22 protein-coding genes and 3 pseudogenes are annotated in these 25,148 nt (G+C 68.2%); 15 read left to right on the top strand and 10 right to left on the bottom strand.

Annotated elements, in window-relative coordinates; all coding sequences use genetic code 11:
- Positions 1-71: 71 nt before the first annotated feature.
- The 3 genes and pseudogenes from fusA to rpsL form a co-directional block, all read right to left on the bottom strand.
- Positions 72-2,149 (bottom strand): annotated as a pseudogene (fusA, locus tag MBEBAB_RS10605) (elongation factor G).
- A 121-nt stretch (positions 2,150-2,270) separates the two neighbouring features.
- Positions 2,271-2,744 carry a 30S ribosomal protein S7 gene (gene rpsG, locus MBEBAB_RS10600; RefSeq protein WP_021697984.1) on the bottom strand — a complete coding sequence of 158 codons (474 nt, stop codon included), beginning with the start codon at positions 2,742-2,744 and terminating at the stop codon, positions 2,271-2,273.
- Between the two features lie 39 nt (positions 2,745-2,783).
- On the bottom strand, positions 2,784-3,158 hold the full coding sequence (gene rpsL / locus MBEBAB_RS10595) for a 30S ribosomal protein S12 (RefSeq protein WP_021697983.1): 375 nt from the start codon (positions 3,156-3,158) through the stop codon (positions 2,784-2,786).
- Positions 3,159-3,889: 731 nt separating this feature from the next.
- Between rpsL and MBEBAB_RS10590 the strand changes: the two genes are divergently transcribed.
- The 3 genes from MBEBAB_RS10590 to MBEBAB_RS10580 all read left to right on the top strand — a co-directional run bounded on the left by MBEBAB_RS10590 (position 3,890) and on the right by MBEBAB_RS10580 (position 7,020).
- A complete protein-coding gene (locus tag MBEBAB_RS10590) occupies positions 3,890-4,663 on the top strand; it encodes a hypothetical protein (RefSeq protein WP_021697982.1) in 774 nt (257 codons plus the stop codon).
- Positions 4,664-4,912: 249 nt separating this feature from the next.
- Positions 4,913-6,433 (top strand): DEAD/DEAH box helicase, encoded by a 1,521-nt coding sequence (locus MBEBAB_RS10585; protein WP_021697981.1) that lies wholly within the window; start codon positions 4,913-4,915, stop codon positions 6,431-6,433.
- Positions 6,434-6,537: 104 nt separating this feature from the next.
- Entirely contained in the window at positions 6,538-7,020 is a 483-nt protein-coding gene (locus MBEBAB_RS10580) for a YbhB/YbcL family Raf kinase inhibitor-like protein (RefSeq protein ID WP_021697980.1), read from the top strand.
- On the opposite strand, the gene MBEBAB_RS15195 is transcribed toward MBEBAB_RS10580, so the two are convergent.
- Positions 6,992-8,788 carry a methyltransferase domain-containing protein gene (locus MBEBAB_RS15195; RefSeq protein WP_021697979.1) on the bottom strand — a complete coding sequence of 599 codons (1,797 nt, stop codon included), beginning with the start codon at positions 8,786-8,788 and terminating at the stop codon, positions 6,992-6,994. The two genes, MBEBAB_RS10580 and MBEBAB_RS15195, sit on opposite strands and share 29 nt — an antisense overlap.
- Positions 8,789-8,955: 167 nt before the next feature.
- Between MBEBAB_RS15195 and purQ the strand changes: the two are divergent.
- From purQ to MBEBAB_RS10540, 7 genes and pseudogenes are all read left to right on the top strand, one after another.
- Positions 8,956-9,616 (top strand): annotated as a pseudogene (gene purQ, locus MBEBAB_RS10570) (phosphoribosylformylglycinamidine synthase subunit PurQ).
- A 74-nt stretch (positions 9,617-9,690) separates the two neighbouring features.
- Positions 9,691-10,356, top strand: coding sequence for a glutathione S-transferase (locus MBEBAB_RS10565; RefSeq protein ID WP_021697977.1), 666 nt, complete (start codon positions 9,691-9,693; stop codon positions 10,354-10,356).
- Complete coding sequence (locus tag MBEBAB_RS10560) at positions 10,349-11,656, top strand: tetratricopeptide repeat protein (RefSeq protein WP_021697976.1); 1,308 nt, start codon at positions 10,349-10,351, stop codon at positions 11,654-11,656. The genes MBEBAB_RS10565 and MBEBAB_RS10560 overlap by 8 nt, the downstream gene beginning before the upstream one ends.
- A 57-nt stretch (positions 11,657-11,713) precedes the next feature.
- A complete protein-coding gene (locus MBEBAB_RS10555; RefSeq protein WP_021697975.1) occupies positions 11,714-11,851 on the top strand; it encodes a hypothetical protein in 138 nt (45 codons plus the stop codon).
- Positions 11,852-11,955: 104 nt separating this feature from the next.
- On the top strand, positions 11,956-12,429 hold the full coding sequence (gene greA / locus MBEBAB_RS10550) for a transcription elongation factor GreA (protein ID WP_045319196.1): 474 nt from the start codon (positions 11,956-11,958) through the stop codon (positions 12,427-12,429).
- Positions 12,420-13,394, top strand: a complete 975-nt coding sequence (locus MBEBAB_RS10545; protein WP_021697973.1) for a mitochondrial fission ELM1 family protein — start codon at positions 12,420-12,422, stop codon at positions 13,392-13,394. The genes greA and MBEBAB_RS10545 overlap by 10 nt, the downstream gene beginning before the upstream one ends.
- 4 nt (positions 13,395-13,398) lie before the next feature.
- Positions 13,399-14,031 (top strand): 2OG-Fe(II) oxygenase, encoded by a 633-nt coding sequence (locus MBEBAB_RS10540; RefSeq protein WP_021697972.1) that lies wholly within the window; start codon positions 13,399-13,401, stop codon positions 14,029-14,031.
- Positions 14,032-14,036: 5 nt separating this feature from the next.
- Here the strand turns inward: MBEBAB_RS10540 and MBEBAB_RS10535 are convergent, their stop codons facing one another.
- A complete protein-coding gene (locus MBEBAB_RS10535) occupies positions 14,037-14,333 on the bottom strand; it encodes a glycine zipper domain-containing protein (protein ID WP_045319195.1) in 297 nt (98 codons plus the stop codon).
- A 49-nt stretch (positions 14,334-14,382) separates the two neighbouring features.
- Between MBEBAB_RS10535 and trxB the strand changes: the two are divergent.
- Positions 14,383-15,391 (top strand): annotated as a pseudogene (gene trxB, locus MBEBAB_RS10530) (thioredoxin-disulfide reductase).
- A 3-nt stretch (positions 15,392-15,394) separates the two neighbouring features.
- Here the strand turns inward: trxB and MBEBAB_RS10525 are convergent.
- The 5 genes from MBEBAB_RS10525 to MBEBAB_RS10510 form a co-directional block, all read right to left on the bottom strand.
- Complete coding sequence (locus MBEBAB_RS10525; RefSeq protein ID WP_021697969.1) at positions 15,395-15,802, bottom strand: response regulator; 408 nt, start codon at positions 15,800-15,802, stop codon at positions 15,395-15,397.
- A 53-nt stretch (positions 15,803-15,855) separates the two neighbouring features.
- The gene (locus MBEBAB_RS17635; RefSeq protein WP_021697968.1) at positions 15,856-16,122 is read right to left on the bottom strand and encodes a putative sensor histidine kinase (HWE) with PAS and response regulator receiver domains; all 267 of its coding nucleotides are present in this window, start codon (positions 16,120-16,122) and stop codon (positions 15,856-15,858) included.
- On the bottom strand, positions 16,098-16,937 hold the full coding sequence (locus tag MBEBAB_RS10520) for a sensor histidine kinase (protein WP_021697967.1): 840 nt from the start codon (positions 16,935-16,937) through the stop codon (positions 16,098-16,100). Before MBEBAB_RS10520 ends, MBEBAB_RS17635 begins: the two co-directional genes overlap by 25 nt.
- 95 nt (positions 16,938-17,032) lie before the next feature.
- Entirely contained in the window at positions 17,033-18,172 is a 1,140-nt protein-coding gene (locus MBEBAB_RS10515; RefSeq protein ID WP_242397149.1) for a cell wall hydrolase, read from the bottom strand.
- A 133-nt stretch (positions 18,173-18,305) separates the two neighbouring features.
- The gene (locus MBEBAB_RS10510; protein WP_021697965.1) at positions 18,306-18,779 is read right to left on the bottom strand and encodes a Dps family protein; all 474 of its coding nucleotides are present in this window, start codon (positions 18,777-18,779) and stop codon (positions 18,306-18,308) included.
- A 187-nt stretch (positions 18,780-18,966) separates the two neighbouring features.
- Here MBEBAB_RS10510 and MBEBAB_RS15190 point away from each other — a divergent pair, with 187 nt between their 5' ends.
- The 4 genes from MBEBAB_RS15190 to MBEBAB_RS10490 all read left to right on the top strand — a co-directional run.
- Positions 18,967-22,617 carry a PAS domain S-box protein gene (locus MBEBAB_RS15190; RefSeq protein ID WP_021697964.1) on the top strand — a complete coding sequence of 1,217 codons (3,651 nt, stop codon included), beginning with the start codon at positions 18,967-18,969 and terminating at the stop codon, positions 22,615-22,617.
- Between the two features lie 146 nt (positions 22,618-22,763).
- A complete protein-coding gene (gene nadA / locus MBEBAB_RS10500; protein ID WP_021697963.1) occupies positions 22,764-23,846 on the top strand; it encodes a quinolinate synthase NadA in 1,083 nt (360 codons plus the stop codon).
- On the top strand, positions 23,846-24,706 hold the full coding sequence (locus tag MBEBAB_RS10495) for a metalloprotease (RefSeq protein ID WP_021697962.1): 861 nt from the start codon (positions 23,846-23,848) through the stop codon (positions 24,704-24,706). The genes nadA and MBEBAB_RS10495 overlap by 1 nt, the downstream gene beginning before the upstream one ends.
- 96 nt (positions 24,707-24,802) lie before the next feature.
- Positions 24,803-25,148 (top strand): FAD-binding protein (locus MBEBAB_RS10490; RefSeq protein ID WP_242397148.1); only part of this gene is annotated, 346 nt, incomplete at its 3' end.

Here is a 25,148-nt window from a genome sequence, read left to right as displayed (position 1 = left end):
CGAACTTTTCCTTGGCCATATCTCTTAGCTCCTGTCCCCCAAACGGGGTCCTATAAGGTTGGGGGGTGTGGTTAGGCGTACTTCTTGATCACTTCGTCGGCGACGTGTTGCGGCACCGGGTCATAGTGGTCGTACTGCATGGTGAACTGCGCGCGGCCTTGCGACATGCCGCGCAGGTTGTTGACGTAGCCGAACATGTTGGCCAGCGGCACGAAGGCGTTCACGACGGTGGCGTTGCCGCGCACGTCCTGGCCCTGGATCATGCCGCGACGGCCGTTCAGGTCGCCGATGACCGAACCCAGATACTCTTCCGGGGTCACAACCTCGACGGCCATGATCGGTTCCAGCAGCTTGGGCGCGCCCTGGGTCCGCAGTTCCTTGAAGGCGGCGCGCGAGGCGATTTCGAACGCCAGCACCGAGGAGTCCACGTCGTGGTAGGCGCCGTCGATCAGGGTGGCCTTGAAGTCGATCAGCGGGAAGCCGGCCAGCAGGCCGTTGTCCTTGGCGGACTCGATGCCCTTCTGGCGCCCGGGATGTACTCCTTGGGCACGTTGCCGCCGACAATCTTGGACTCGAACACGAAGCCCGAACCGGGCTCACCGGGCTCGAAGACCATCTTGATGCGGGCGAACTGGCCCGTACCGCCGGTCTGCTTCTTGTGCGTGTAGTCGATCTCGGCGGTCTTGCCGAGGGATTCACGGTAGGCCACCTGCGGCGCGCCGATGGTGGCTTCGACCTTGTAGGTGCGCTTCAGGATGTCGATCTTGATGTCCAGGTGCAGCTCGCCCATGCCCTTCAGGATCGTCTGGCCCGACTCGTGGTCGGTGGAGACGGTGAAGGACGGATCCTCGGACGCCAGCTTGGCCAGGGCGACGCCCAGCTTCTCCTGGTCGGCCTTGGTCTTGGGCTCGACGGCGATCTCGATGACCGGCGCCGGGAACTCCATCTTCTCAAGGATGACGGGCGACTTGATCGGGTCGCACAGGGTGTCCCCGGTGCGGGTGTCCTTCAGGCCGGCCAGGGCGACGATGTCGCCCGCGTAGGCTTCCTTGATGTCCTCGCGGTTGTTGGAGTGCATCAGCAGCATGCGGCCGACGCGCTCCTTCTTGTCGCGGGTCGAGTTCAGCAGACCCATGCCCGTTTCCATCTTGCCGGAGTAGATGCGGCAGAAGGTCAGCGAGCCGACGAAGGGGTCGTCCATGATCTTGAACGCCAGGACCGACAGGGGCTCGTCGTCCGAGGCGTGACGGACGACCGGCTCTTCGGTCTTGTAGTCCAGGCCCGGGGTCGGGGGGATGTCCAGCGGCGACGGCAGATAGTCGACCACCGCGTCCAGCAGGGGCTGCACACCCTTGTTCTTGAACGCCGAGCCGCACAGGATCGGATAGAAGGCCGCATTCAGAACCGCCTTGCGCAGGCACTTCTTGATGACTTCCTCGGAGGGCTCGTTGCCTTCCAGATAGGCTTCCATCGCCTCGTCGTCGAGTTCGACGGCGTTCTCGATCAGATAGCTGCGGGCCGCCGTGGCGCGCTCGACCAGATCGGCGGGAATTTCCTCTTCCCGGAACTCGGCGCCCAGGCCGTCATTCTCCCAGATGATCGCCTTCATGCGGACCAGGTCGACGATGCCGCGCAGGTCGGATTCCTGACCGACCGGCAGCTGGATCGGGACGGCCTTCACGCCCAAGCGGTCGCGGATCGACTGCACCGAGGTGTCGAAGTCGGCGCCCAGCTTGTCCATCTTGTTGATGAAGATGATGCGCGGCACGCGGTACTTGTCGGCCTGGCGCCAGACGGTTTCGGTCTGGGGCTCAACGCCGGCGTTGCCGTCCAGCACGGTCACCGCGCCGTCCAGCACGCGCAGCGAGCGCTCGACTTCAATGGTGAAGTCCACGTGGCCGGGGGTGTCGATGATGTTGAGGCGCTTCTCTTTCCAGAAGGCGGTCGTCGCGGCGGACGTGATGGTGATGCCGCGCTCCTGCTCCTGGTCCATCCAGTCCATGGTGGCGGCGCCGTCGTGCACTTCGCCGATCTTGTGGGACTTGCCGGTGTAATAGAGAATCCGCTCGGTCGTCGTCGTCTTGCCCGCGTCGATGTGGGCCATGATGCCGAAGTTGCGGTAATCCTCGATCTTGTTGATGCGGGCCATATTCGAAAACTCGGGTGTTCGGCGCCGATCCGGCGCCTGGGTCAGGGAGGGGTCTTCAGGAGCGCGGGCGGTCTAACGCAAACCGCCCGCTTCTTGAAGGGCCGTCAGCCGGAAATCCGGCTTACCAGCGGTAGTGAGAGAAGGCGCGGTTGGCTTCAGCCATCTTGTGGGTGTCTTCGCGCTTCTTGACCGCGGTGCCGCGGTTGTTGGCGGCGTCCAGCAGCTCGGCGGCCAGCTTCTCGGTCATGGTGTTCTCACCGCGGTTGCGCGCGGCGTTGACCAGCCAGCGGATGGCCAAGGCGCGGCGGCGATCGGGGCGAACCTCGACCGGCACCTGATAGGTGGCGCCGCCGACGCGACGCGACCGGACCTCGACCGCCGGAGCGACGTTTTCCAGCGCCGAGTGGAAGGTGGCGACCGGCTCCTGGTCCTTCTTCTTCTCGGCCAGGATTTCGAACGCGCCGTAGACGATGTTCTCGGCGACGGCCTTCTTGCCCTCGTACATGACGTAATTCATGAACTTGGTGACGATCAGATCACCATACTTGGGATCCGGCAGAACTTCACGCTTCTGTGCGCGGTGACGACGGGACATGGGGTTATCCTCTTAAATAATATTCTGGACGCGCAGGGCTTACTTCGGACGCTTCGCGCCGTAGTGCGAACGGCGCTGCTTGCGGTCCTTCACGCCTTGCGTGTCCAGCACGCCGCGCAGGATGTGGTAGCGGACGCCGGGAAGGTCCTTCACGCGGCCGCCGCGGATCAGGACCACCGAGTGCTCCTGAAGATTGTGACCCTCGCCGGGGATGTAGCACACGGCTTCGTAGCCGTTCTTGGCCAGGCGGACCTTGGCCACCTTACGAAGCGCGGAGTTGGGCTTCTTCGGGGTCGTCGTATAGACGCGGGTGCAGACGCCGCGGCGCTGGGGCGAACCCTCCAGGGCCGGCACCTTGTTGCGCACGGGCTTGGGCTTGCGCGGCTTGCGGATCAGCTGGTTGATCGTAGGCATTCGTGTCTGGTCTCTTCTGCGATGGAGGCGTGTGCCTGTCGGCCGGGGCGCCTCGCGTTCCTTCTTTTGGACGTGGCCGAAACCGCGCCCGGGCTGTTATCGAGACCGACCGTGCGCTCAAACAGAAAAGCCGGAACGCGCGCTTTGGGCGTTCCGGCGGGCTCAGCCCGTCCGTTCGATTGTCACGAGATCAGCAGACGGCGGACCGCCCATGCCTCGAAGTGCGCGCCGTTTACGCTTCGGGGGGCGGAAGGTCAAGTTCGCTGGTCGTAGAAGGCGTCCCACTTTCATCCAGTTGCCACTGAACCGGAATGCGAACGCGCGAGCCTACGGCGGACTGGCCACGCGCATTGACTGTCGGCATCTGAAATCGATTGGCCAGAGCCAGGGTCGCTTCTCCGATCCCTGCGCCCTCAGGGGTCTCGCTGAGAATACGGCAGTTATACAAACGACCGTCCCTGCCGATCACGCATTCCATGACGACCCCGCCATCAGCTCCCGGAACAAGCCGCGGGGTGTCGGAAGCTGTCGCAGCGCAGCCCCCGACAATGAGGAGCGCTGCCGCAAGAACAGGCTTTAGCATGATCAATTCCATCGTTGAGAAGTAGGCAGGACGCCTCCCCGTCAGCTTCGCCTTAAACCGGACGCATAACCCCGAATAATGGCGATGCGAACCGCTCGCGGCAGACTCAGGCCTTCGGCCCGGCCGCGCGAGCACGACAAGGGGCTTCATGTCGACTGTACTGCGTCTGCACGAAGGCGTCGCCCGCAACCGGGCCCTGCTGGGGGTGGTCGGTGCTTCGCTGATCCTGCACCTGATCGTGCTGGGCGTCGTCGGCATGCGCACCGGCCTGGACATGTCCGGCCTCCCCGCCCCGCCGCAACCCCTCTACATTCGCATCGAGCCGCGCCCCGTCATGCCGGGAGAGGTGCTGCGCGAGCCGCCCCTGACCGTGATCGAACAGCCGCGCGAGGCCCCCGCCATGGGCCGCGAAATCCGTCTGCGCGCGCCTGAGCGGGATGAAGAAGAGGAACGCCGCCGTCTGGAGGCGCTGCGCCTGCCGGCCCGGCCCGACGCGGCCGCCCAGGGCGTCGAGCCCCGCTGGCGTGTGGGGCCCGACGGCCCCGGCGACCAGGTGGCCCGCGCCCTGCGGTCGTCCGGCCTGGCCTGCAGCCGTCCGCGCCGGGACATGACGCCGTCCGAGCGCGTCGCCTGCGACGAGCGCTTCGCCGGCGCCGGCGACACGCCCCCCATTCGCGGCAGCGGCGATCCCGAACGCGACGAAGCCTTCGCCCGCCAGGGCCGGGCCAATATCGCCCGCTACGAAGCCCAGCGCGCGCCGCTGTCGGGCGGAACCGGCGTGGTCGGCCCCGGCGACTGCCCCGGCTCCAATCTGGGCATGGGATGCGCGGGCGCCCACCTGCGTGATGTACCGGGCGTCGACGTGCGCCAGGGCGCCGAGACCCCCATTCGGCAGCGCAGCAACCGCGTCGACGACGAGTGAGCCCGCCTTCGGCCTTGACGTGGCCGCAATTAGCGACCATCTAGCGCTGCATCGCACAAACGCGATTTCCGGTGCCTCCAGCGCGTGTGGGTCTTCTTACGAAAGACCTGACTGTAGCAGCAGCCGGCTTCTCCAGATTCATTCGTCGCCCGGACACGCGGGGCGGCGCCCGATCACTCCCGTCGGCCCGCATTTCGCGGACCCCATCGGGATTGGCGGCGCGCGGCCTTCGGCTTTGAGCCCGGCCTGATGCGCGTCGCCGCATGCGAAAGAACCATTTTGACCAAGACCCTTATTCCCTTCGCCGACATGGGCCTGAATCCGGCCCTGCTGCAGGCTCTGACCAGCGAAGGCTATCACACCCCCACCCCCATCCAGTCCCAGGCCATCCCGGACGTGATGAAGGGCAAGGACCTGCTGGGCATCGCCCAGACGGGCACCGGCAAGACCGCCGCCTTCGCCCTGCCGATCCTGCACCGGCTGGCGGCGGACCGTAAGGCGCCCGTGCCGCGCACGACCCGCGCCCTGATCCTCTCCCCCACCCGCGAACTGGCCAGCCAGATCGCCGACAGTTTCAAGGTCTACGGCGCCCACCTGGGCTTCCGCGTGGCCGTGATCTTCGGCGGCGTGAAGTACGGCGGCCAGGAACGCGCCCTGCAGCAGGGCCTCGATATCCTGGTGGCCACCCCGGGCCGCCTGCTGGACCACGTCCAGCAGAAGACCCTGGACCTGTCGACCACCGAGATCTTCGTGCTCGACGAGGCGGACCAGATGCTGGACCTCGGCTTCGTCAAGCCGATCCGCCAGGTGGTCTCGCGCATGACCGCGCGCCGCCAGAACCTGTTCTTCTCGGCCACCATGCCCACCGAAATCGGCAAGCTGGCCGGCGAACTGCTCAAGGACCCGGTCAAGGTCCAGGTGACGCCGCAGGCCACCACGGTCGAGCGCATCAACCAGAGCGTCATCATCGTCGAACAGGGCCGCAAGCGCGCCCTGCTGTCGGAGATGTTCGCCGATCCGGCCATGACCCGCTGCCTGGTCTTCACCAAGACCAAGCACGGCGCCGACAAGGTCGCCGCCTATCTTGAGGCTGGCGGCGTCGAGGCCGGCGCCATCCACGGCAACAAGAGCCAGTCCCAGCGCGAGCGGGCCCTGGAAGCCTTCAAGAAGGGCAAGTTGCGGGTACTGGTCGCCACCGACATCGCAGCGCGCGGCATTGACGTGGACGGCGTCTCGCACGTGGTCAATTTCGAGCTGCCCTTCGTGCCGGAAGCCTATGTGCACCGCATCGGCCGCACCGCGCGCGCCGGCGCCGACGGCTCGGCCGTCAGCTTCTGCGCCCCGGACGAGATGAAGCTGCTGCGCGACATCGAGCGGGTCACGCGCCAGAAGCTGAAAAGCTGGGATCGCCGCAACGACAAGGCCCTGGCGGCGCTGGACGCCTCCATCATGGCTGCGGGCGTCGGCAAGAAGGCCACCCTGCCGGACGACGAGCGTCCGCGCGGCGACGGACGCGGCCCCGGCGGTCGCGGCCGCAACCGCAATCCGCACCGCGACGGCGTGCGTCCCGAAGGCGGCAAGGGTCAGCCCCACCGCGTTCGCGGCCGCGGCAAGCCCGGCGCCCAGTCGGCCGACCGCGCCCAGCCGGCGCGTCCGACCTTCGATCCCATGGCCGGCGAACGCACGTCCAAGCCACCGGTGGAAGGCGACTTCAAGATGAAGCGCCGCGGCCGCAACCGCTCGGGCGCCCGCAAGCCTGAAATGGCCTGACCCTCTACCTTAGGCCGGGTCCAGGCGAATTGACCCGGCCGCCGTTTCGGCATCCCCTGTCCGGCGAATGCGTTGAACACGCATCACCGGACAGGGAGACGCCCATGACTTTCACCGTCACTTCGAACGATTTCAAGGACGGCGACACGCTGCCCGACGCCCACGTAAAGGCGCACGGCGACACCTCTCCCCACCTGACATGGTCGGGCGCCCCGGACGGGACGAAGTCTTACGCCGTCACCTGCTATGACCCCGACGCGCCCACCGGCTCCGGGTTCTGGCACTGGACCGTAGCCAACATCCCCGCCGACGTGACCGAGCTGGCCCGGGGCGCCGGCGCCGTGGGCGGCGCGAACCTGCCCAGGGGTGCCGTTCAGGGCCGCACCGATTACGGAGACTCCGGCTTCGGCGGCGCCGCCCCGCCCCCCGGCCATGGCCCGCACCGCTACATCTTCACAGTGTTCGCCGTGGACACCGACACGCTGGACGTGACGGCTGACAACTCCGGCGCCGTGTTCGGCTTCAACCTGCATTTCCACACCCTGGCCCGGGCGCAGATCACGGCCATCTATGAGAACAAGGGCTAGCCCAGCCGGCGGATGTCGCCGTTGAACCCCTCGCCGAAGCCCTCGGGCAGGAAGGGGGCGATGCGGTCGATGTCGCCGTTGTCGAACACCAGCCCTCCAGGCTGATCGTCCGCTTCTGGATCACCACCGAGATGTTGTAGCCGTACTGCCGGATCCACGGCGTGCGGCAGTCGAAGCCGGCCAGCACCAGATTGTAGAGCACCAGCCCCGCGTTCCACAGGGTCACGTGTCCGCCGACGATCTGGTGCTTCAGCGGCGGCACGGAAAGGGCCACGATCCCGCCCTCGCGGACACTGGCGTGCATGGCCTTCAGAAAGGCGTTCACGTTCAGCTGGTGCTCCAGCACGTGGGAGGCGATGACGCAGTCGAAGGGTGTCTCGAACCGGGTCTGCAGGAAATCGCCGATGATGACTCCACCACCGTCCTCACGGCCCAGGAACGAAGGGCTTTCACCGTAGTCCAGCTCCGTGACCTGCTTGCCATGCCGCCGCAGGGCCTCGGCCTGCTCTCCCGCGCCGCTGCCGACGTCCAGCACGGTCTGGAACTCGCGATCGTCGAGCAGATGCTGGATCATCAGACCGCTCTTGCGCATGGCCCGGAACTCCGGCCGGATCTGCGACAGGACTTTCTGCTCCCGGGCGTTCTCCTCGTAGGGGTCTGACCCGGAAATCTGCGCCGCCCGGCTCCACAGGGCGGCGGACTCCTCGTGCCGTCCCAGCCGCGCGGCGATCAGCGCGTTCAATGTCAGCCCCGAGACATGATCGGGCCGCTGCCGTCGAAACCGGGCGATATCCTTGGCGGCCTGCTCCAGATCGCCGAGACGATAGCGGTTTTCAGCGCTCAACCGGTCCAGATCGATCACCGGGCCGCTGGCGGTCCTGTCGCCCGCCGCCGCCCGCGCCTGACCGATGACCGCCAGGGCCGCCTCGCTGTCCCGGGTCCTGGTCCGCCACTGCGCCAGCCGGTGCAGCCCCGTCACCCAGCCGGGCTTGGCCGCCACGGTCTCCTCCAGCAGCGCCACGGCGGCGTCCGGGGCGCCATGGGTCCACAGGCTGGCCGCATGGGCCAGATCATCGGCGGCGCGCCGCCCCGGCGGCGGCTTGCGATAGACCTGGATCGCCGCCTCGAAGCGGGGGCTGCGCGACAGGATGCGGAAGCAGAAGCCCTGCTCGTTCAGCCATTCGCACAGGGCGCGCCACTCGCCCTCGCGCCAGAGGGGATAGACCCCCTCATCCTTCCAGTCGGCCAGTTCGTCGAACACCAGCACCGCCCCGTCCGCCAACCGGTCCGTCAGTCGGTCCAGGACAAATTTGGCGGCGGAATAGAGGTCCGGGTCCACATGGACGAAGCCCACGGGACCGGGATTGGCCTCGAGCCAGGCGTCCAGGCTGTCCTCGAAGAAGCCCGCGACCAGTTCCACATTGGCGGGCATCGCCGGCAGGGCTTTCAGGGCGAAATGGCCCGCTTCATAGGTGCTGGTTTCGCTGCGGCGCCAGGCCTCCGGCAGCCCCTCGAAAGAATCGAATCCGGTGAACCGGCGTTTGGGAAAGGCCAGCGCCAGCGCCCGCAGGGAGACGCCCTTGAACACCCCGAACTCCAGCGCCAGGCTCTCGGGCGGCGACAGGTCGAGCGCGGATTTCAGCTGCGCCAGCCGATCGATCACCAGCGGAAAGTGCTGGAACGGTTCGATGGCGATGGATGCGCCGTCGAGAACCTGATTCAGGGCGGGGCGAAGGGTCCCTTCCACGGGGCGCGCGCTTTCGATCATGAAGGGGGTCGATCCTCGGTTTCCGCATCACGGTAGTGGGGCGCGGGCGCCGAGCGCAATGGCTGATCGACGAGGATAGTGGCCGGAGCAGAAGCGGACCGACGCTCGGGACGCCGCCCGTGAAGTCGCACTGACAAACGCTGCGAACCCTGCTACAGGCCCGCGCCATGAGCGCAGCCGTCATCGTATTTCCGGGTTCCAACTGCGACCGCGACTGCAAGGTCGCCGTCGAACGCTCCACCGGCGCAAGGTGGACATGGTCTGGCACGCCGACACCGAACTGCCCTACGGCGTGGACCTGGTCGTCCTGCCGGGCGGCTTCTCCTATGGCGACTATCTGCGCGCCGGCGCCATGGCGGCCCGTGCGCCGATCATGGACGCGGTGAAGAAAGCCGCCGATGCGGGCGTGGCGGTGGTCGGCATCTGCAACGGCTTCCAGATCCTGTGCGAGGCCGGCATGCTGCCGGGCGCCTGATGAAGAACGCCGGGCTGAAATACGTCTGCAAGCCCATCGAGCTCGAGATCACCAACGGCCAGACCCGCTTCACCGCCGCCTATCAGGGCCGGCGCGAGGTGGTCATGACCCAGGGCAACGGCGACGGAAATTACTTCGCCGACGAAGAGACCCTGAACCGCCTGGAGGGCGAGGGCCAGGTGGTGTTCCGCTACGTCACCAACCCCAACGGTTCGGCCCGCGACATCGCCGGCATCGTCAATGAGCGGGGCAATGTGCTGGGCATGATGCCCCACCCTGACCGCGCCTTCGAGGCCGAGCTGGGCTCCGCCGACGGCGCCGTCCTGTTCCAGAGCGTGATGGCCTCGGCCTGACCTCCGGTCGCTGATCGCGCTTTACGGCGCCGCTCGGCCCGCGCCATGATGGCGGCCTGTCGAAAGGGCCGTTCATGATCATTGTCCACCACCTGGCTGATTCCCGCTCGCAGCGGGTGCTGTGGCTGCTTGAGGAGCTGGGGCTCGACTACGAGGTCCGGCGCTATGAGCGGGATCCCCGGACCATGCTGGCCCCCGCCGAGCTGAAGGCGATCCATCCGCTGGGCAAGTCGCCGGTTCTGGACGACGGCGACGTCCGGGTGGCCGAGACCGGGGCGATCATCGAATATCTGCTCGACACCCACGGCGAGGGCCGCCTGCGTCCCGCCGACGGCTCGGCGGAGCGCCATCGCTTCACCTACTGGCTGCATTACGCCGAGGGCTCGGCCATGCCGCCCCTGCTGCTCAAGCTGGTGTTCAGCCAATTGCCCAAGCGCGCGCCGGGTCTGGTCAAGCCGATCGTCAACGGCATCGTCAAGGCGGCCAACAAGGGCTTCATCGACCCCCAGCTCAAGACCCACGCGGACTACTGGAACAGCGAACTGGGCCGCAACGGCTGGTTCGCCGGACCGGACTTCACCGCCGCCGACATCATGATGAGCTTTCCGCTGGAGGCCGCCGCCACCCGCATGGCGGTGACAGAGGGCCGGCCCAACATCGGCACGTTCCTCGAGCGCATCCACGCCCGCCCCGCCTGGCAGGCGGCGCTGAAGCGCGGCGGGACCTACGCCTATGCCTAGGGCCGCCGCCCTGCTGGCGGCCGCGCTGATCCTGGCCGCCGCCCCCGTCGCGGCGCAGCCGAAGCCGGTCGTCGACGCCGAAGCGCGGGCCGCCCGGCTCCAGGGTCTGGCCGAGCGCGCCTATGCGCTCAACATGGCCGACGACCACGTCGCCGCCGAGCCGGCGCTGCGCGAGGTGGTGGAGGGCTGGCGCGCCCTGGGCTGGGGCGAGACCGAAGCCACCCACGCCACCGTGCTGCTGTGGGCCTGGAGCCTGATCGAACTCGGTCGTTTCGACGCAGCCGAGACGGAACTGCGCGCCCTGGTCGACTCCGCTTCCGCAGGCGGCGCCGAACGCGCCTCGGCCTGGGGGTTGCTGGCCAAGACCTGGTCCCGCTCGGGCCGCTTCATCGACGCGGAGCAGGCGGCGGTCGCGGCCCTCGATCACGCCCGGCGCGCTTTCGGCGACACGCACGCGGAAACCGCCACCGCCTGGCACAATCTGGGCACGGCCCGCGGCGAGGTCGGCCGCAACAGCGACGCCGCCGCCGCCCTGCGCCACGCCATGGCCCTGCGCGAACAACTGTTCGGCCCCACGGGCGAGCCGACCCTGTCCTCCCTCTACAATCTCGCCGCCCATCTGCATGCCCGCGGCGACATCGACCAGGCCGAGCCCCTGCTGCGACAGGTGCTGCTCCACGCGGAGCCGGGCGGCGAAAGTCATACCTACGCCCTGCACCACCTGGGCTTCACCCTGACGCGGATGGGCCGTCACGCCGAGGCCGAACCGTGGCTGCGTCAGGCGGTCGATCTTCGCGCGACCCTGCCCGACCGGCATATGCACGCAGTCAGCCTGGCCGCCCTCGCCGACGCCATGAACGGTCAGGGCCGCCACGAAGAGGCCGACGCGGCCTATGACCGCGCCATCGGCCTGCTGCGCGAGCCGTATCAGCCCGGTTTCGCCATGACCCTCAGCGGGGTGCTGCTGGGGCGGGCCGAGACCCGGCAGGCCATGGGCCGGACAGAGGCGGCGGAGGCCGACTATCGCCAGGCCGTCGAGATCGCCCGCGCCCACGTCGCGCCCGGCCATCCCCGCCTGACCTTGCGCCAGCTGGGCCTGGCGGCCTTTCTGAATGACCAGCGGCGCCCCGGCGAAGCCCTCGCCCTGCTGCGTCCCGCCCGCGACGCCTTGCTGGCCCGCACCCGGGATCTGGGCGGCGGCGAAGCCCGCGCCGAGGTCGAGCCCTTTCGCTCACTTTTTCGCGAAACGGTCCAGGCCGCCTGGGTCGCCACGCAACCGGATGAGTCCTTGATCCGTTAAGGGGCCATGCGACTTTCAGTTATTCAGTACGTCTCCCTTGCGCTGGCCGGCATTGCCATGGTCTTCGCCTTCCTGGCCGCCGGGGTGGCCGCCGCCTCCGGCCTGGCGGCCCTGCTCCTCGGCGCGGGCCTGATATGGCTCGGCTGGCGCGCAGTGCGGCATCGCTTTTCGCAAACGCGAGACACGACCGCTTGAAGTCCGTCTCAACGCGCCCTATCCTTTCTGGCCGGTCGAAGCGCCCTCGACCGGCATTTGTTTGCTTGCACCTTCTCTAGGGCGAATAAGAAACCCAATCGCACATGGAAAAAGTGCCGATGACGGCCGGGGGCTATCGCGCTCTCGACGATCAGTTGAAACAACTCAAGTCGGTGGAGCGCCCAGCGGTGATCGCCGCGATCTCGGAGGCGCGCGAGCACGGCGACCTGTCCGAGAACGCGGAGTACCACGCCGCCAAGGAACGTCAGGGCTGGATCGAGGGCCAGATCGCCGAGATCGAGGACAAGATCAGCCGCGCCCAGGTCATCGACGTGTCCAAGCTGTCCGGCGACCAGGTGAAGTTCGGCGCCACGGTCACCGTGGTTGACGAGGACACCGAGGAAGAGGGCCGCTACCAGATCGTCGGCGAACACGAGGCCGACGTGAAGCAGGGCAAGATCTCCATCACCTCGCCCATCGCCCGCGCCATGATCTCCAAGGAAGTCGGCGACGTGGTCGAGGTGAACACGCCCGGCGGCGTGAAAGCCTACGAGATCCTCAAGGTCGAGTGGAAATAAGCCCGGCTCCCGTCTGGCTCATCACCAACGGGGCGACCGGCTCCGACGTTCAGGCGCGCGGCGTGGCCGAGGCCCTCGGCGCGCGTCACGAACTGTTCCATGTGACCCCGAAAGCGCCCTGGCGCTGGCTGGCGCCGTGGGGCCCTGTCGCGCCGGGCGAAGTGGGCGACGGCGCGCGCTTTTCGCCCCCCTGGCCGAAGCTTCTGATTTCCGTGGGACGGCAGGCCGCGCCCTACGCCCGCGCCATCCGCACGGTCTCCGACGGCCATGTCTTCACCGTCGCCCTGCAGGATCCCAAGACCGGCCCGAAAGCCTTCGACTTCATCTGGGCGCCCGAGCACGACCCGGTCCGCGGGCCCAACGTCCTCAAGACCCTGACCTCGCCCCACCGGCTGAACGCCGCGCGTCTGGCCGAGGAAGGCGCCAGGGCCGAGGCCGACCTCGCCGCCCTGCCCCGCCCCTTCGTGCTGCTGATGGTGGGCGGCCCCAACGGCGTCTACCGATTCGACGAGGCCGAGCTCGATCGCCTGCTGACCCTGACGGATAAGGCGGCTGGCGGCGGGACCGTCCTGGCCACCGCCTCGCGCCGCACCCCGCCCGCCTTCACCGAGCGCCTGCGCCGGTGGGCCTCCGCCCGCACCGCCCGCCTCTATGACGGCTCCGGCCCCAATCCCTACGCGGGATGGGTCGCAGCGGCCGATTCCATCATCGTCACCGCCGATTCCGTGAACATGGCAGGTGAGGCCGCCTCCACCGGCAAGCCGGTCCATGTGTTCCACCCGCCCGGCGCCGAGGGCTCCAAGTTCGACCGCTACCACCAGGCCCTGGCCGCGACAGGCGCCACGCGGCCTTTCGAGGGGCGTCTTGACGCATGGACCTATGCGCCGGTGGACGCGACGACCTATATTGCCGATGCGCTGCGGCGGCGTCTGGCCGAACGGGGCGTGGTTCTGAACGCGGAGTAGGCCCATGGCCCTGCTGGACATCGACAAGCTGAACGCAGCGCCCCTGCGGCGCGAGCCCTATGACTATCTGGTGGTCGAGAATTTCGTGAAGCCCGAGGTCTTCGGCGAAGTCAGCCGCGACTTCCCGTCCATGGACGTGCCCGGCTCGGTCCCGCCCAGCGAGCTCGACATTCACGGACGCTTCGCCGAGATGCTGGCCGAGATGGACGGCCCCGCATTCCGTCAGGCGGTGGAGGCGAAGTTCGGCATCGATCTGGGCGGCAAGCCCACCATGTTCACCGTCCGCGGCCGCTGTCGCGCCACCGACGGCAAGATCCACACCGACTCCAAATCCAAGATCATCACCGTCCTGCTCTACATGAACGACGACTGGGACGCGGACGGCGGACGCCTGCGCATCCTCAACAGCGATGATCTGAACGATGTGGCCGCCGAGGTGCCGCCCAACGGCGGGACCCTGCTGATCTTCCGCCGCTCGGACACCTCCTACCACGGGCACGAGCCCTTCGAGGGCAAGCGCCGGGCCATTCAGATGAACTGGGTCACCAGCGGGGGCGTCGTGGCCTGGGAGCAATTCCGCCACCGCCTGTCGGCCATGTCCAAGAAGCGCAAGGCCGCCGCCGTGGAGCGGATGTAGGCGGGTCAATCCCCGCCGCCGCCGCCCCCGTCGCCGTCTGACGACTCCATGTCTTTCCGCGCCTTGCCGGACGAGGTGTCGGCCACGGGGACCGAGCCCTCTCCGTCTTTCTTGCGTCGGTCAGAGGGCATGGCGGCGCCCATGGCCACGCCGATGCCCGCGCCGATCGCCAACCCGAGGCTGATGCCCAGGGCGATGTTGTCGAGGGCGACACCCAGCGCCGTGCCGATGGAGAGTCCCACGCCGATCCCGAGCGCCAGACCCGCCCCGGGGCCACCCGTCGTTTTTTTGTCCTCAGCCATCTGCCTCCCCCATGTCGCAAAGCCGATGATTGCATCCTAGATTGGGACCATGTCGAATCCCAACGCCCCCCGCACCGTCCGCGTCGCCATCATCGGCTCAGGCCCCGCCGGTTGGACCGCCGCCATCTACGCCGCCCGCGCCATGCTGGAGCCCGTGATCATCGCCGGCCTGCAGCCCGGCGGCCAGCTGACCATCACCACCGAGGTGGAGAATTATCCCGGCTTCGCGAGGTCATCCAGGCCCGTGGCTGATGCAGCAGATGCAGGCCCAGGCCGAGCATGTGGGGACCGAGGTGATCCACGACATCGTGGTCGAGGCGGACCTGTCCAAGCGCCCCTTCCTGCTCAAGCTGGATTCCGGCGGCGAGCTGCTGGCCGAGACGGTCATCATCTCCACCGGCGCCCAGGCCAAATGGCTGGGCCTGCCGTCCGAACAGAAATTCCAGGGCTTCGGCGTCTCCGCCTGCGCCACCTGTGACGGCTTCTTCTATCGCAACAAGGAAGTCGTTGTGGTCGGCGGCGGCAACACGGCGGTGGAGGAGGCCCTGTTCCTCACCAATTTCGCGTCCAAGGTCACCGTGGTTCACCGCCGCGACGAGTTCCGCGCCGAGAAGATCCTGCAGGAGCGCCTGTTCGCCAATCCCAAGGTCGAGGTGATCTGGGACCACGAGATCGACGAGGTTCTGGGGACAGAAAACCCCATGGGAGTCAGCGGCCTGCGCCTGAAGCACGCCAAAACGGGGGAAACCCGCGAGATCTCCTGCGACGGCTTCTTCGTCGCCATCGGCCACGCCCCGTCCTCGGAGCTGTTCAAGGGCCAGTTGGAGATGAACGAGGGCGGCTATCTGAAGGTGAAGCCTGGAACCACAGCCACCGCCATCCCCGGCGTCTGGGCGGCGGGCGACGTCACCGACGACGTCTATCGTCAGGCGGTGACGGCCGCGGGCATGGGCTGCATGGCGGCGCTGGAGGCCGCGCGCTTCCTGGCCGAGGTCGATCACGCCAGGGCTGGCGACCCGATCAGCCACAAGGAAGCCGAGAAGATCGGGGCCTGGTAAGCCCTAGGCGAACAGTCTCAGTTCCGCCGGCGCAGGCGGCGACATCTCGCCCTGACGGCGGCGCAGGGCGTAGGCCACGGCGGTCTGCACCGCCCGTTCGTCGGTGGGCTTGGTCAGGACACCGATGGTCCCGGCCACCCCGTCGCGCACCATGCCGGGATTGGCGGTCATGTAGAGGACGGTGACGTTCTGATCGTTGGCCAGCTCGCGGCCCAGTTCGACCCCCGTGGGACCGTCGGACAGGTGAATGTCCACAAGCGCCAGGTCAACCGGTGTCTCGCGCACCACATTTCGCGCCGATCTGGCGTCAGCCACGGCGTCCACGACCTCGTATCCGAGATCCTCCAGCACGAAGCGCAGCTCCATGGCCACGATCGCTTCGTCCTCGATGATCAGAATTCTCGGTTTCATATCCTCAACTCAAAGACTTGATGGCCCTCCGCCGACAATAACGCAGAACGGCGTTACAGGGTTTCACTGGTCTTGGCCGCCGCCCTGCGGCGAGACAGCGCAGTGGACGGAAGATCTGCTGTGAGGATCAAACCCTGCGGCTCCCATCTTCGTTCCAATTTTCCACCCAGCTGATTTTCAACCGACAGGCTGGCGAGACTGGAGCCGAAGCCGGCGTGGCGCGGCTCATGGCTGATGGTCGGTCCGCCCTCCTCCACCCAGGTCAGGACGAACCGGTCGTCCCGGGTCTCGGTGGTCAGGATGACGCGGCCTTCGGGCATGGACAGGCGCCGTACTTGGCGGCGTTGGTGGCCAGTTCGTGGAACAGCAAGGCCACAGAAGTCGCCGCCTGGTCGTCGAAGGCCGCGTCGTCGCCCTTCAGGAGCACACGCGGCGATCCGTCCTCGGCGGCGTAGGCCCGGAACAGATCGGCCAGGAAGGCGTGCAGGGTCATGTCGCCGACCGTCGGCCGTGACACCTCAGTGTGGGGCCGCACGAATTCATGGGCTCGCGCCAGGGCCCCCACCCGGGTTCTCAGATCGCGGGCGAAGGGGGCGGCCTCCGGGTGCTTGCGCGCCGACAGGGCGATCAGGGACGACACCACCGCGAAGATGTTCTTGATCCGGTGGCTCAGCTCCTGGCTCAGCACCTCCTTGTGCTGCTCCATGCGCTTCAGGTCGTCGATGTCGGTGCAGGTGCCGAACCAGCGTGTGACACGCCCATCGCCGTCCTTGAGCGGCACGGCCCGACCCAGGGTCCAGCGATAGACGCCGGATCGGTGCCTCAACCGGTACTCAATCTCGTAAGGTTCGCCGGTCTCGAGAGAGTGCACCCAGCGTTTCCGGGCCCGGTCCTGATCCTCCGGGTGGAACATGCCGTTCCAGCCCTCACCGTCGGTGGAGCCGTCGGGCACGCCGGTGAATTCATACCAGCGCGCGTTGAAGTAGTCGTGGAATCCGTCTGGCCGTGTGGACCACACCATCTGGGGCATGCTGTCGGCCAGCACCCGGAACCGGGCCTCGCTGGCGGCCAGGGCCTCCTGGGCCTTGCGCAAATCACCGGCGTCGTCAGTCTCGATGGTCACGCGGTCGTTCACGGGCGCTCCGGCGGCGATCCCGGCGCGACATTCGCGCGGGCCTAACGTAATGCAAAAGCCGCAGTATCGTTGCAGCACATGGGTTTGCGCAGACGTCAGGCGCCGGGACGGCCCACTTCCTCGACATCCAGAACCGTCACGCCGGGCGGTGGGGCGCGATCCTCCGCAGGGGCTGCTCGGGCGTCTTCGAAGTCGGCCAGACGGGCGTTGATGGCCGCGACCTCCTCGGCGGTGGGCTGGCGCCGTCCGCCCAGGCTGATCACCCCCACCACGCGGGTGGCGCCGTTGATCTCCACGGTGCGGGGCGCAGCGCCCGAAGCCTCGGCCAGGCTTTCCAGGCTCTCGCCGGCCGCGGCGGTCTGGAAGCGGGGACGGGAGAAGCGGGCTTCGTCGATCACCGGCTCGCGTCCGGCGTGGGCCTGGATGAAGGCGGCCGTGTCGCCCAGGGCGCCGTTCCAGCGATAGAAGATGTGCGCGCCGATCTGGCGGATCTTGGTCACCGTCGGCGCCCACCAGGGGTAGACATAGTCGGCGTGATAGTGGGTCGCGGTGCCGACCTCCGCCGCCACGTGACCGGCCAGGGCGCGCTGCGCCACCGCCTCGGCCCGACGCCAGGCCCAACCCACCGGCCCCTGGGCCAGAGAGCCGTCGCAGGTGAAGCTGAATTGGCATCCGGTGGTGCGCTCGGCGCCCTCGAACACCACGCCGCAGACTGTGTTGGGATAGTTAGGATCGCGCACGCGGTTCAGGACCACCTGGGCCACCGCCTCCTGCCCCAGGGTGCTCTCCAGCGCCGCCTCGTAATAGACCGCCTGGGTCAGGCAGCGCTGGGCGCGCCGCCGGTCCTCGGCCGTGGCCGCATTGAATACGAATGGCCGGGCGGGACGCAGGGCCCCCGCCTCCGCCGCCATGGCGGCGTTCAGCCGCCGCGCATCGGCGCCCGAGGCCGTGCCGTCCAGGCGCGGACGGCCGTTCAGGGTCAGGCTCTCCCAGCCCGGCGTGAGACCGGAGATGCCGGGCCGGCCGAACGCGGGATCATGCCGCTGCGCCAGGGCCAGGGTCGCCGGGTCCAGTCGACCGGATACGGCCAGCAGACCCGCCTCGTTCAGCTGTCCCTGCGTCAGCCGCGCCAGTCCCTCGGCCGTCCGGTCGGACTCCGGGCGCACCGTCGAACTGGCCGACATCGCCAGGGCCAGGCGCCCACGACGACAGGCGCGGCCGTGACGATGCGCCACGTCCGCTTCAGGGCCTGTCTGACGTCATGGGTCCGCATCGGCGCTCCGGGTTCTGGCGCGACGTCGCGCGCTCACACTCTCATACCCGCATTTTCCGGCGGTTTCTTGTTCCCGATCTTACGACCGGTTCACCTCACTGGGTGGTGGCGCGCAGCATCCAGGCGGTCTTCTCATGCGCCGCCAGACGCTGGGTCAGCAGGTCGGCCGTCGCCTCGTCCCCGGCTTCGTCGGCCGTCTCGATGGCCTTGCGCAGGGTGGCGATGACCGTGCCATGGTCGCCCACCAGTTCCTCGATCATGGCCTGGGCCGTCTTTTCAGGGTCGCCGTCCTTGATGCTGGTCTGGTTGCCGAAGGTGCCGAAGCCCTGGGGCGCGGTTTCATCCAGAGAACGGATGCGTTCGGCGATCTCGTCCAGCGCGGCCCACTGCTCGCGGTATTGCTCTTCCAGCATGTTGTGCAGGCCGAAGAACTGCGGCCCGCGCACGTTCCAGTGGTAGCCGTGAGTCTTGAGATACAGCGCGAAGCTGTCCGCCAGCACCTTCTTCAGTTCGACAGCGATGTCGGTGCGGTCAGCCTTCTTCAGGCCGGTGTCCATCTTGGCGGTCATAGTTGCTCCTTGGAGTCGACTCGGGATGATCTTGAGGTAGGAACAGTGCAGCTGGACGCAAGGGCTTCGCGGGCCCGGCCGACCGTTCTTGCGGCGCCGGAACGCGTTTGGCCTCAAAGCGTTGCCAAGCACTACCGCGGCATCTCCGTGAGCGGACGGAGCAAAGGAAAGCGGCATCGGGGGAGCCATGTCCTCAGGGACGAGCGCAGGGCACGAGCAGCAGGCGGATCGAATCTTTCGCATCGTCGCGCTTTCGCGTGAGCGTGGCCTTGGCCATGCGCTGCTGATCGGCATTGCCGGCGCCGCTGTCGGGGTGCTGGTTCGACTAAGCCTTCAAGGCGTTTACGGCAGTTCGCCCGGCCTGATGCTTTATCTGCCGGGCATTCTCATGGCCGCACTCTGGGCCGGACGGCTGGCGGGCTTCACCGCCCTGGTGCTGGCGGTCACCTCGGCGTGGGCCTTCACAACCCTGCCGGGCCTTTTCGTGCTCGATACGGCGCAGGGGTTGGTCAACACCGCGACATTCTCACTGACGAGCGTGTTCGGCATCATTCTGGCCTCCTCGTTGCGCCGCACCCTGCAATCCCTGGTCGAATCCAACGCGGCGCTGCAGGCCTCCACCTCTGCAGTGGACGAGGGCGAGGCCCGGTTCCGGCTGGTCAGCGAGGACGCGCCGGTCATGTTGTGGATGAGCGACGAGCAGGGCGACTGCGTCTACCTCAACAAGGCTCTGCGCGAGTTCTGGGGCGCCCCTGACGACCTCAGCCAGTTCGACTGGACCGCCACCCTGCATCCTGAAGATGCGCCGGATGTGCATCAGGTCGCTATGGACGCCGCCATGGCGGGACAGGGATTCGAGGTGGAGGCCCGCTATCGCCGGAATGACGGCCACTGGCGCATCGTGCACACCAACGCCCGTCCGCGCCTGGACTCCGAAGGCCGCTTCTTCGGCATGATCGGCGTCAATCTGGACGTCACCGACACCCGCATGGTCGAGGACGCGCTGCGCGACAACGAGGCCGAACTGACCGCCATGGTCGAACAGGCCGCCGCCGGCATCGTCAAGGCCGACCTCAACGGCAGAATCCTCAAGGTCAACGATCGTTTCTGCGAAATGCTGGGCTATTCGCGTGACGAGATCGTCGGCATGGCCACCGCCGACATCACTCATCCCGACCACATCGACCAGACCGGGACGGCGCTCAGAACAGCGGGCGAACAGGCCGACGGCGTGAAGATCGAAAAGCGGTACCGCCGCAAGGACGGCGCGGATTTCTGGGCTCTGACCTCCGTGCGCATCGGCCGCCAGGGCCCCGACGCCGAACCCTGGCTGATGGCCGTGGTCACCGACATCACCGACAGCAAGGCCGCCGAGGCCGCGCTGCGGGAAAGCGAGTCCCGTTTCCGTCTGCTGGCGGACACCGCCCCCGCCCCCGTCTGGCTGACCAACGAAGAGGGCGAGGTCGAGTTCGTCAACGAGGCCCTGGTGGAGTTCTACGGCCGTCCGGCGGAGGAGCTGCGCGGCCATATCTGGAAGGACACCCTCCATCCTGACGACCGCGGCGTCGTCGCGGAAACCCAGGCGGACGCCCGGTCCGCCCGGCGGCCCTACGGGTTCGAGGCGCGCTTCCGCAATGCATCGAACGACTGGCGCTGGATGCGCGTCAGCGTCAAGCCGCGCTTCGACGCGGACGGCGCCTTCCGCGGCTATGTGGGGATGTCCTTCGACGTCACGGAAACCCGCCAGGCCCTGGACCGCATGGCCCGGGACGAGCGGCGCCAGACCTTCCTGCTGGGCCTGACCGACAGGCTGCGTGACCTGGACGAGCCCAACGAGATCATGCTCGCCGTCGAAAGCGCCCTGGGCGAGGCGCTCCAGGTCCAGCGCGTGGGCTATGGCGAGATCGACGATGACCATGGCGTGGTCACCTTCGGCCGCGACTGGACCGACGCAGTGGCCAGCGCCGAGGGCGACTGGGCCCTGGACGCCTTCGGCGCGGCGGTGATGCAGGAGCTGGCTGCGGGCGCGATCGTGCGGATCAGCGATGTGCGCGAGGATGCCCGCACCCGGGATGCTGCGGCGGCCTTCGACTCCATCGACACCCGCGCCCTCATGCGCGCGCCGCTGGTGCGCGGCGGGCGGCTGCGCGCCTTCCTCTACGTCCACGACGCCCATCCTCGTGAGTGGACCGACGCCGAGGTCGAACTGATCGAGGAAGTCGCCGACCGGACCTGGGCCGAGCTGGAGCGCGCGCGCGCCGAAGTCCACCTCCGTGAGAGCGAAAGCCGCTTCCGCGACATCGCGGACACCGCGCCCGTTCTGATCTGGGTCACTCGCGCCGACCGGGTCCGGTCCTTCGTCAACCAGGCCTATGTGGAATACATGGGCGCGGACTACGAGACCGTGCGCCTCGCCGACTGGCGCGAGTATCTGCACCCCGACGACCACGAGCGGATTCTCGCCGAATCCCTGGCTGGCGAAGCCACCGGCAAGCCATTCTCCCTCGAGGGGCGCTATCTCCACAACTCAGGGGAATATCGCTGGCTGCGCTCGTTCTCCCGCCCCCGACTGGACGCCCATGGCGAGGTCATCGGCTTCGTGGGCGTGGCCTTCGATGTCAACGAGGCCAAGCGGGCCGAACAGGACCTCAAGCGCATCAATGAACTGCTGGCCGAAAAGGTCACCGAAGCCCTGGAGGAGAAAGCCCGGGCCGAGCAGGACCTGATGCACGCCCAGCGCATGGAGGCCGTCGGCCGCCTCACCGGCGGCGTGGCCCACGACTTCAACAATCTGCTGACCGTGGTCATCGGCGCCCTGGACATGATCCTCAAGTCGCCCGACGACGCCGCCCGGCGCCAGAAGATGGGTGAGGCCGCCCTGGCCGCCGCCCGGCGCGGCGAACGCCTGACACATCAGCTGCTGGCCTTCTCGCGCCGGCAGGCCCTGCGGCCGGAACCCTGCGATCTCAACGCCCTGATCCGCGAGAGCGAGCCCCTGCTGCGCCGCGCCCTGGGCGAGGCCATCGACTTCCGGACGCGGCTGAAGCGCGGGGGCGCCTTCGCCCGCGTGGACGCCGCCCAGTTCGAGGCCGCCCTGCTCAATCTCGTGGTCAACGCCCGCGACGCCATGGGCGAACAGGGTAGCCTGCGCGTCACCACCGAAAGCTGCGATCTCCCCGGCGGCCCGGCCAACGCCCCCCACATCTGCGTCACGGTCAAGGATTCCGGCGAGGGCATGAGCGACGAGGTGCGGGACCGGGTCTTCGAACCCTTCTTCACCACCAAGGCCGTGGGCAAGGGCACCGGCCTTGGGCTGAGTCAGGTCTACGGGTTCGCGCGCCAGAGCGGCGGCGACGTGCGGATCGAAAGCGCGCCCGGCAAGGGAACCCGGGTCCGGCTCTACCTGCCCTCCCTGAGCCGCGAGGACATGGGCGACATCGTCATGACCGAGGACGTGGCCCCCGCCTCCGTCACCGGCCGCCGGGTGCTGCTGGTCGAGGACGATCAGGCCGTCTCGGCGGTGGCCATGGACCTGCTGATGAGCTTCGGCCTGGAGGTGGTCTCGGTCGAGAACGCCGATCAGGCCCTCACCGCGCTGGAGGCCAGCGTCTTCGACCTGATGCTGACCGACATCGTCATGCCCGGCGGCATGAGCGGCATCGATCTGGCGCGCGCGGCGGCGGAACGCTGGCCGGACATGCACATAGTCCTGACCTCGGGCTATGCGGGCGATGACGTGGACAAGGCCCTCAAGGACGCGCCCTGGCCCCTGCTGCCCAAACCCTACGCCACCGAACAGCTGCAGCGTCGCCTGGGCGAGATCCTGTCCCTCGACTGACCGATTTCCCTTGCATCGGGGCCATGTAGTCCTACATTAAGCCCACTTATACTCACTATCAGCATAAGTCGCCGGTCTCGACCCCTTCCGGGCCGGCGTTTTTAGGAACCTGGATTTGCTCAAATCGAGCAAAACTGGAGGCGACCATGGCGGACGGACAAATGCTTTTCGCGCCGGACCTGGACCGGGACAACGACCCGGTGTGGAACAAGGTCAAGGACCACGTCACCCCTGCCGAATGGGCGCTGCACGCCCCCCTGATCGCCGAGATCAACGCCCTGAAGATCCAGCGCGACGCGGTCATTCTCGCCCACAACTACATGACGCCCGAGATCTTCCACGGCGTGGGCGATTTCGTGGGCGACAGCCTCGCCCTGGCCAAGGAAGCCGCGCGCTCGGACGCGAAGGTGATCGTCCAGGCCGGCGTGCACTTCATGGCCGAGACCTCCAAGATCCTGTCCCCGGACAAGACCGTCCTGATCCCCGACCCGCTGGCGGGCTGTTCGCTGGCCTCGTCCATCACCGGCGCCGACGTGCGCCTGATCAAGCAGCGCTATCCGGGCCTGCCGGTGGTCACCTATGTGAACACCACCGCCGATGTTAAGGCCGAGACCGACATCTGCTGCACCTCCGCCAACGCCGTTCAGGTGGTGGAGTGGGCGGCGAAGGCATGGGGCGTGGACCGCGTCATCCTGATCCCCGACGAATACCTGGCCCGCAACGTGGCCGCCCAGACCGACGTCAAGATCATCGCCTGGAAGGGCGCCTGCGAGGTCCACGAGCGCTTCACCGCCGCCGACATCGCCGACATGCGCGACGCCTGGCCCGGCGCGGTGGTCCTGGCTCACCCCGAGTGCCCCGAGGACGTGCTGAACGCCGCCGACTTCGCGGGCTCCACCGGAGCCATGAACGACTATGTGATGAAGAACCGCCCCGCCCAGGTGGTGCTGATCACCGAATGCTCCATGGCCTCCAACATCGCCGGCGCGGCCCCGGAGGTGAAGTTCATCGGCCCGTGCAACATGTGCCCGTACATGAAGCGCATCACCCTGGAGAAGATCCGCGACTCCCTGCGCGACATGACCTTCGAGGTCACCGTGCCCGAGGACATGGCCGAGCGCGCCCGCCTCGCGGTCCAGCGCATGGTCGACCTGCCCCCGCCCGAAAAGCCCGCCCGCTATGATCTGGTCCGCGCCCGCGGCCATCAGGTCGCGGTCGAGATGATCTGATGAGCGACCTGCGTCCCGGCCCGACAAACCCGGCCAAGGTCGGGCCCTGGGGCGCCGTGGGCGACCCGGCCCCCTCCGCAGCGCGAGCCAGCACGCCAGCACGCCGCGTCGACGGAGACGAGAACCCCGGTCAGAACCCGGTCTGGGCGCTGGTCTCCACCGCCCTGCTGGCCGGGCTGCTGTGGTGGCTGATGGGCTGGGTCTATGCGCTGGCGGGCATCGTCGGCCTGCTGGTCCATGAGTACGGCCACGTGCTGGCCATGAACCGCCTCGGCATGGGTCCGGCGCGCATCTACATCATCCCGTTCCTGGGCGGCGCGGCGAAAGGCGCGCGCGGCGCCGCCAGCGAATGGATCGGCGTGCTGGTCTCGCTGGCCGGTCCCGCCTTCGGCCTGATCGCCGCCATTCCCTTCTTCGCCGTCTGGGCGGTCACAGGCGACCCGGTGTGGCTGCAGGGTGCGTGGTTCGTGGCCCTCATCAATCTGCTCAACCTCGCCCCCGCCCCGCCGCTGGACGGCTCCAGGGCGCTGGGTCCGGTGCTGGCCCGCGTTCACCCGCTGCTGGAGAAGGCCGCCCTTCTGGGCGTCGGCGTCCTGATCGTCCTGTGGGGCCTTGAGCGCGGCGCCTACATCCTCGCCGTCTTCCTCGCGCTCGGCGTGTTCAGCCACCTGCGGCGGGGCGCCTGGCGACCCGACACCGCCCCGCTCAGCTGGACTCAGGCGGGTGCGTCGCTGGGCCTGTTTCTCGTCACCGGCGCCGCCTGCGCTGCCGTCGGCCTCACCGCCATGGCGCTCTACACCGGCGACGGTCTGGCCGCCGCCCTGACCGCCTCGGGCCGCTTCTTCGGACTGGCGTCATGACCGTCCAGCGCCGCCATCACCACGGCCCCCTGATCGTGGGCGCGGGGCTGGCGGGCCTGTCCGCCGCCCTGACCGCCGCGCCGCGCCCGGTTGCTGGTGGCGACCCCCGCGCCCGTGGGCCAGGCCGCCGCCTCCGCCTGGGCGCAGGGCGGTGTCGCCGCCGCCCTGTATCCCGACGACAGCGCCGAGCTGCACGCCGCCGACACCGTCGCCGCCGGGGCGGGCCTGAACGACGCCGACGCCACCCTGGCCCTGACCCGCGCGGCGCCCGAAACCATCCAGCGCCTGTTCGAGCTGGGCGCCCCGTTCGACCGCGACGCCTCCGGCCGCTTCGTCCAGAGCCTCGAGGCCGCCCACGCCCGCCCCCGCATCGTTCGCGCGGGCGGCGATGGCGCGGGCCGCGCCATCGTCCGGGCCCTCGGGGCCGCCGCCCTGGCCGCGC

The sequence above is a fragment of the Brevundimonas abyssalis TAR-001 genome, from assembly GCF_000466985.1.
Lineage (GTDB): Bacteria > Pseudomonadota > Alphaproteobacteria > Caulobacterales > Caulobacteraceae > Brevundimonas > Brevundimonas abyssalis.
This window is presented reverse-complemented; position numbering and strand designations above follow the sequence as displayed.

What these genes read in the sequence shown, in the direction of transcription:
- rpsG (WP_021697984.1), bottom strand. Translation starts at nt 2,744, where the DNA reads ATGTCCCGTCGTCACCGCGCACAGAAGCGTGAAGTTCTGCCGGATCCC.
- rpsL (WP_021697983.1), bottom strand. Translation starts at nt 3,158, where the DNA reads ATGCCTACGATCAACCAGCTGATCCGCAAGCCGCGCAAGCCCAAGCCC.
- MBEBAB_RS10590 (WP_021697982.1), top strand. Translation starts at nt 3,890, where the DNA reads ATGTCGACTGTACTGCGTCTGCACGAAGGCGTCGCCCGCAACCGGGCC.
- MBEBAB_RS10585 (WP_021697981.1), top strand. Translation starts at nt 4,913, where the DNA reads ATGCGCGTCGCCGCATGCGAAAGAACCATTTTGACCAAGACCCTTATT.
- MBEBAB_RS10580 (WP_021697980.1), top strand. Translation starts at nt 6,538, where the DNA reads ATGACTTTCACCGTCACTTCGAACGATTTCAAGGACGGCGACACGCTG.
- MBEBAB_RS15195 (WP_021697979.1), bottom strand. Translation starts at nt 8,788, where the DNA reads ATGATCGAAAGCGCGCGCCCCGTGGAAGGGACCCTTCGCCCCGCCCTG.
- MBEBAB_RS10565 (WP_021697977.1), top strand. Translation starts at nt 9,691, where the DNA reads ATGATCATTGTCCACCACCTGGCTGATTCCCGCTCGCAGCGGGTGCTG.
- MBEBAB_RS10560 (WP_021697976.1), top strand. Translation starts at nt 10,349, where the DNA reads ATGCCTAGGGCCGCCGCCCTGCTGGCGGCCGCGCTGATCCTGGCCGCC.
- MBEBAB_RS10555 (WP_021697975.1), top strand. Translation starts at nt 11,714, where the DNA reads ATGGTCTTCGCCTTCCTGGCCGCCGGGGTGGCCGCCGCCTCCGGCCTG.
- greA (WP_045319196.1), top strand. Translation starts at nt 11,956, where the DNA reads ATGGAAAAAGTGCCGATGACGGCCGGGGGCTATCGCGCTCTCGACGAT.
- MBEBAB_RS10540 (WP_021697972.1), top strand. Translation starts at nt 13,399, where the DNA reads ATGGCCCTGCTGGACATCGACAAGCTGAACGCAGCGCCCCTGCGGCGC.
- MBEBAB_RS10535 (WP_045319195.1), bottom strand. Translation starts at nt 14,333, where the DNA reads ATGGCTGAGGACAAAAAAACGACGGGTGGCCCCGGGGCGGGTCTGGCG.
- MBEBAB_RS10525 (WP_021697969.1), bottom strand. Translation starts at nt 15,802, where the DNA reads ATGAAACCGAGAATTCTGATCATCGAGGACGAAGCGATCGTGGCCATG.
- MBEBAB_RS17635 (WP_021697968.1), bottom strand. Translation starts at nt 16,122, where the DNA reads ATGCCCGAAGGCCGCGTCATCCTGACCACCGAGACCCGGGACGACCGG.
- MBEBAB_RS10510 (WP_021697965.1), bottom strand. Translation starts at nt 18,779, where the DNA reads ATGACCGCCAAGATGGACACCGGCCTGAAGAAGGCTGACCGCACCGAC.
- MBEBAB_RS15190 (WP_021697964.1), top strand. Translation starts at nt 18,967, where the DNA reads ATGTCCTCAGGGACGAGCGCAGGGCACGAGCAGCAGGCGGATCGAATC.
- nadA (WP_021697963.1), top strand. Translation starts at nt 22,764, where the DNA reads ATGGCGGACGGACAAATGCTTTTCGCGCCGGACCTGGACCGGGACAAC.
- MBEBAB_RS10495 (WP_021697962.1), top strand. Translation starts at nt 23,846, where the DNA reads ATGAGCGACCTGCGTCCCGGCCCGACAAACCCGGCCAAGGTCGGGCCC.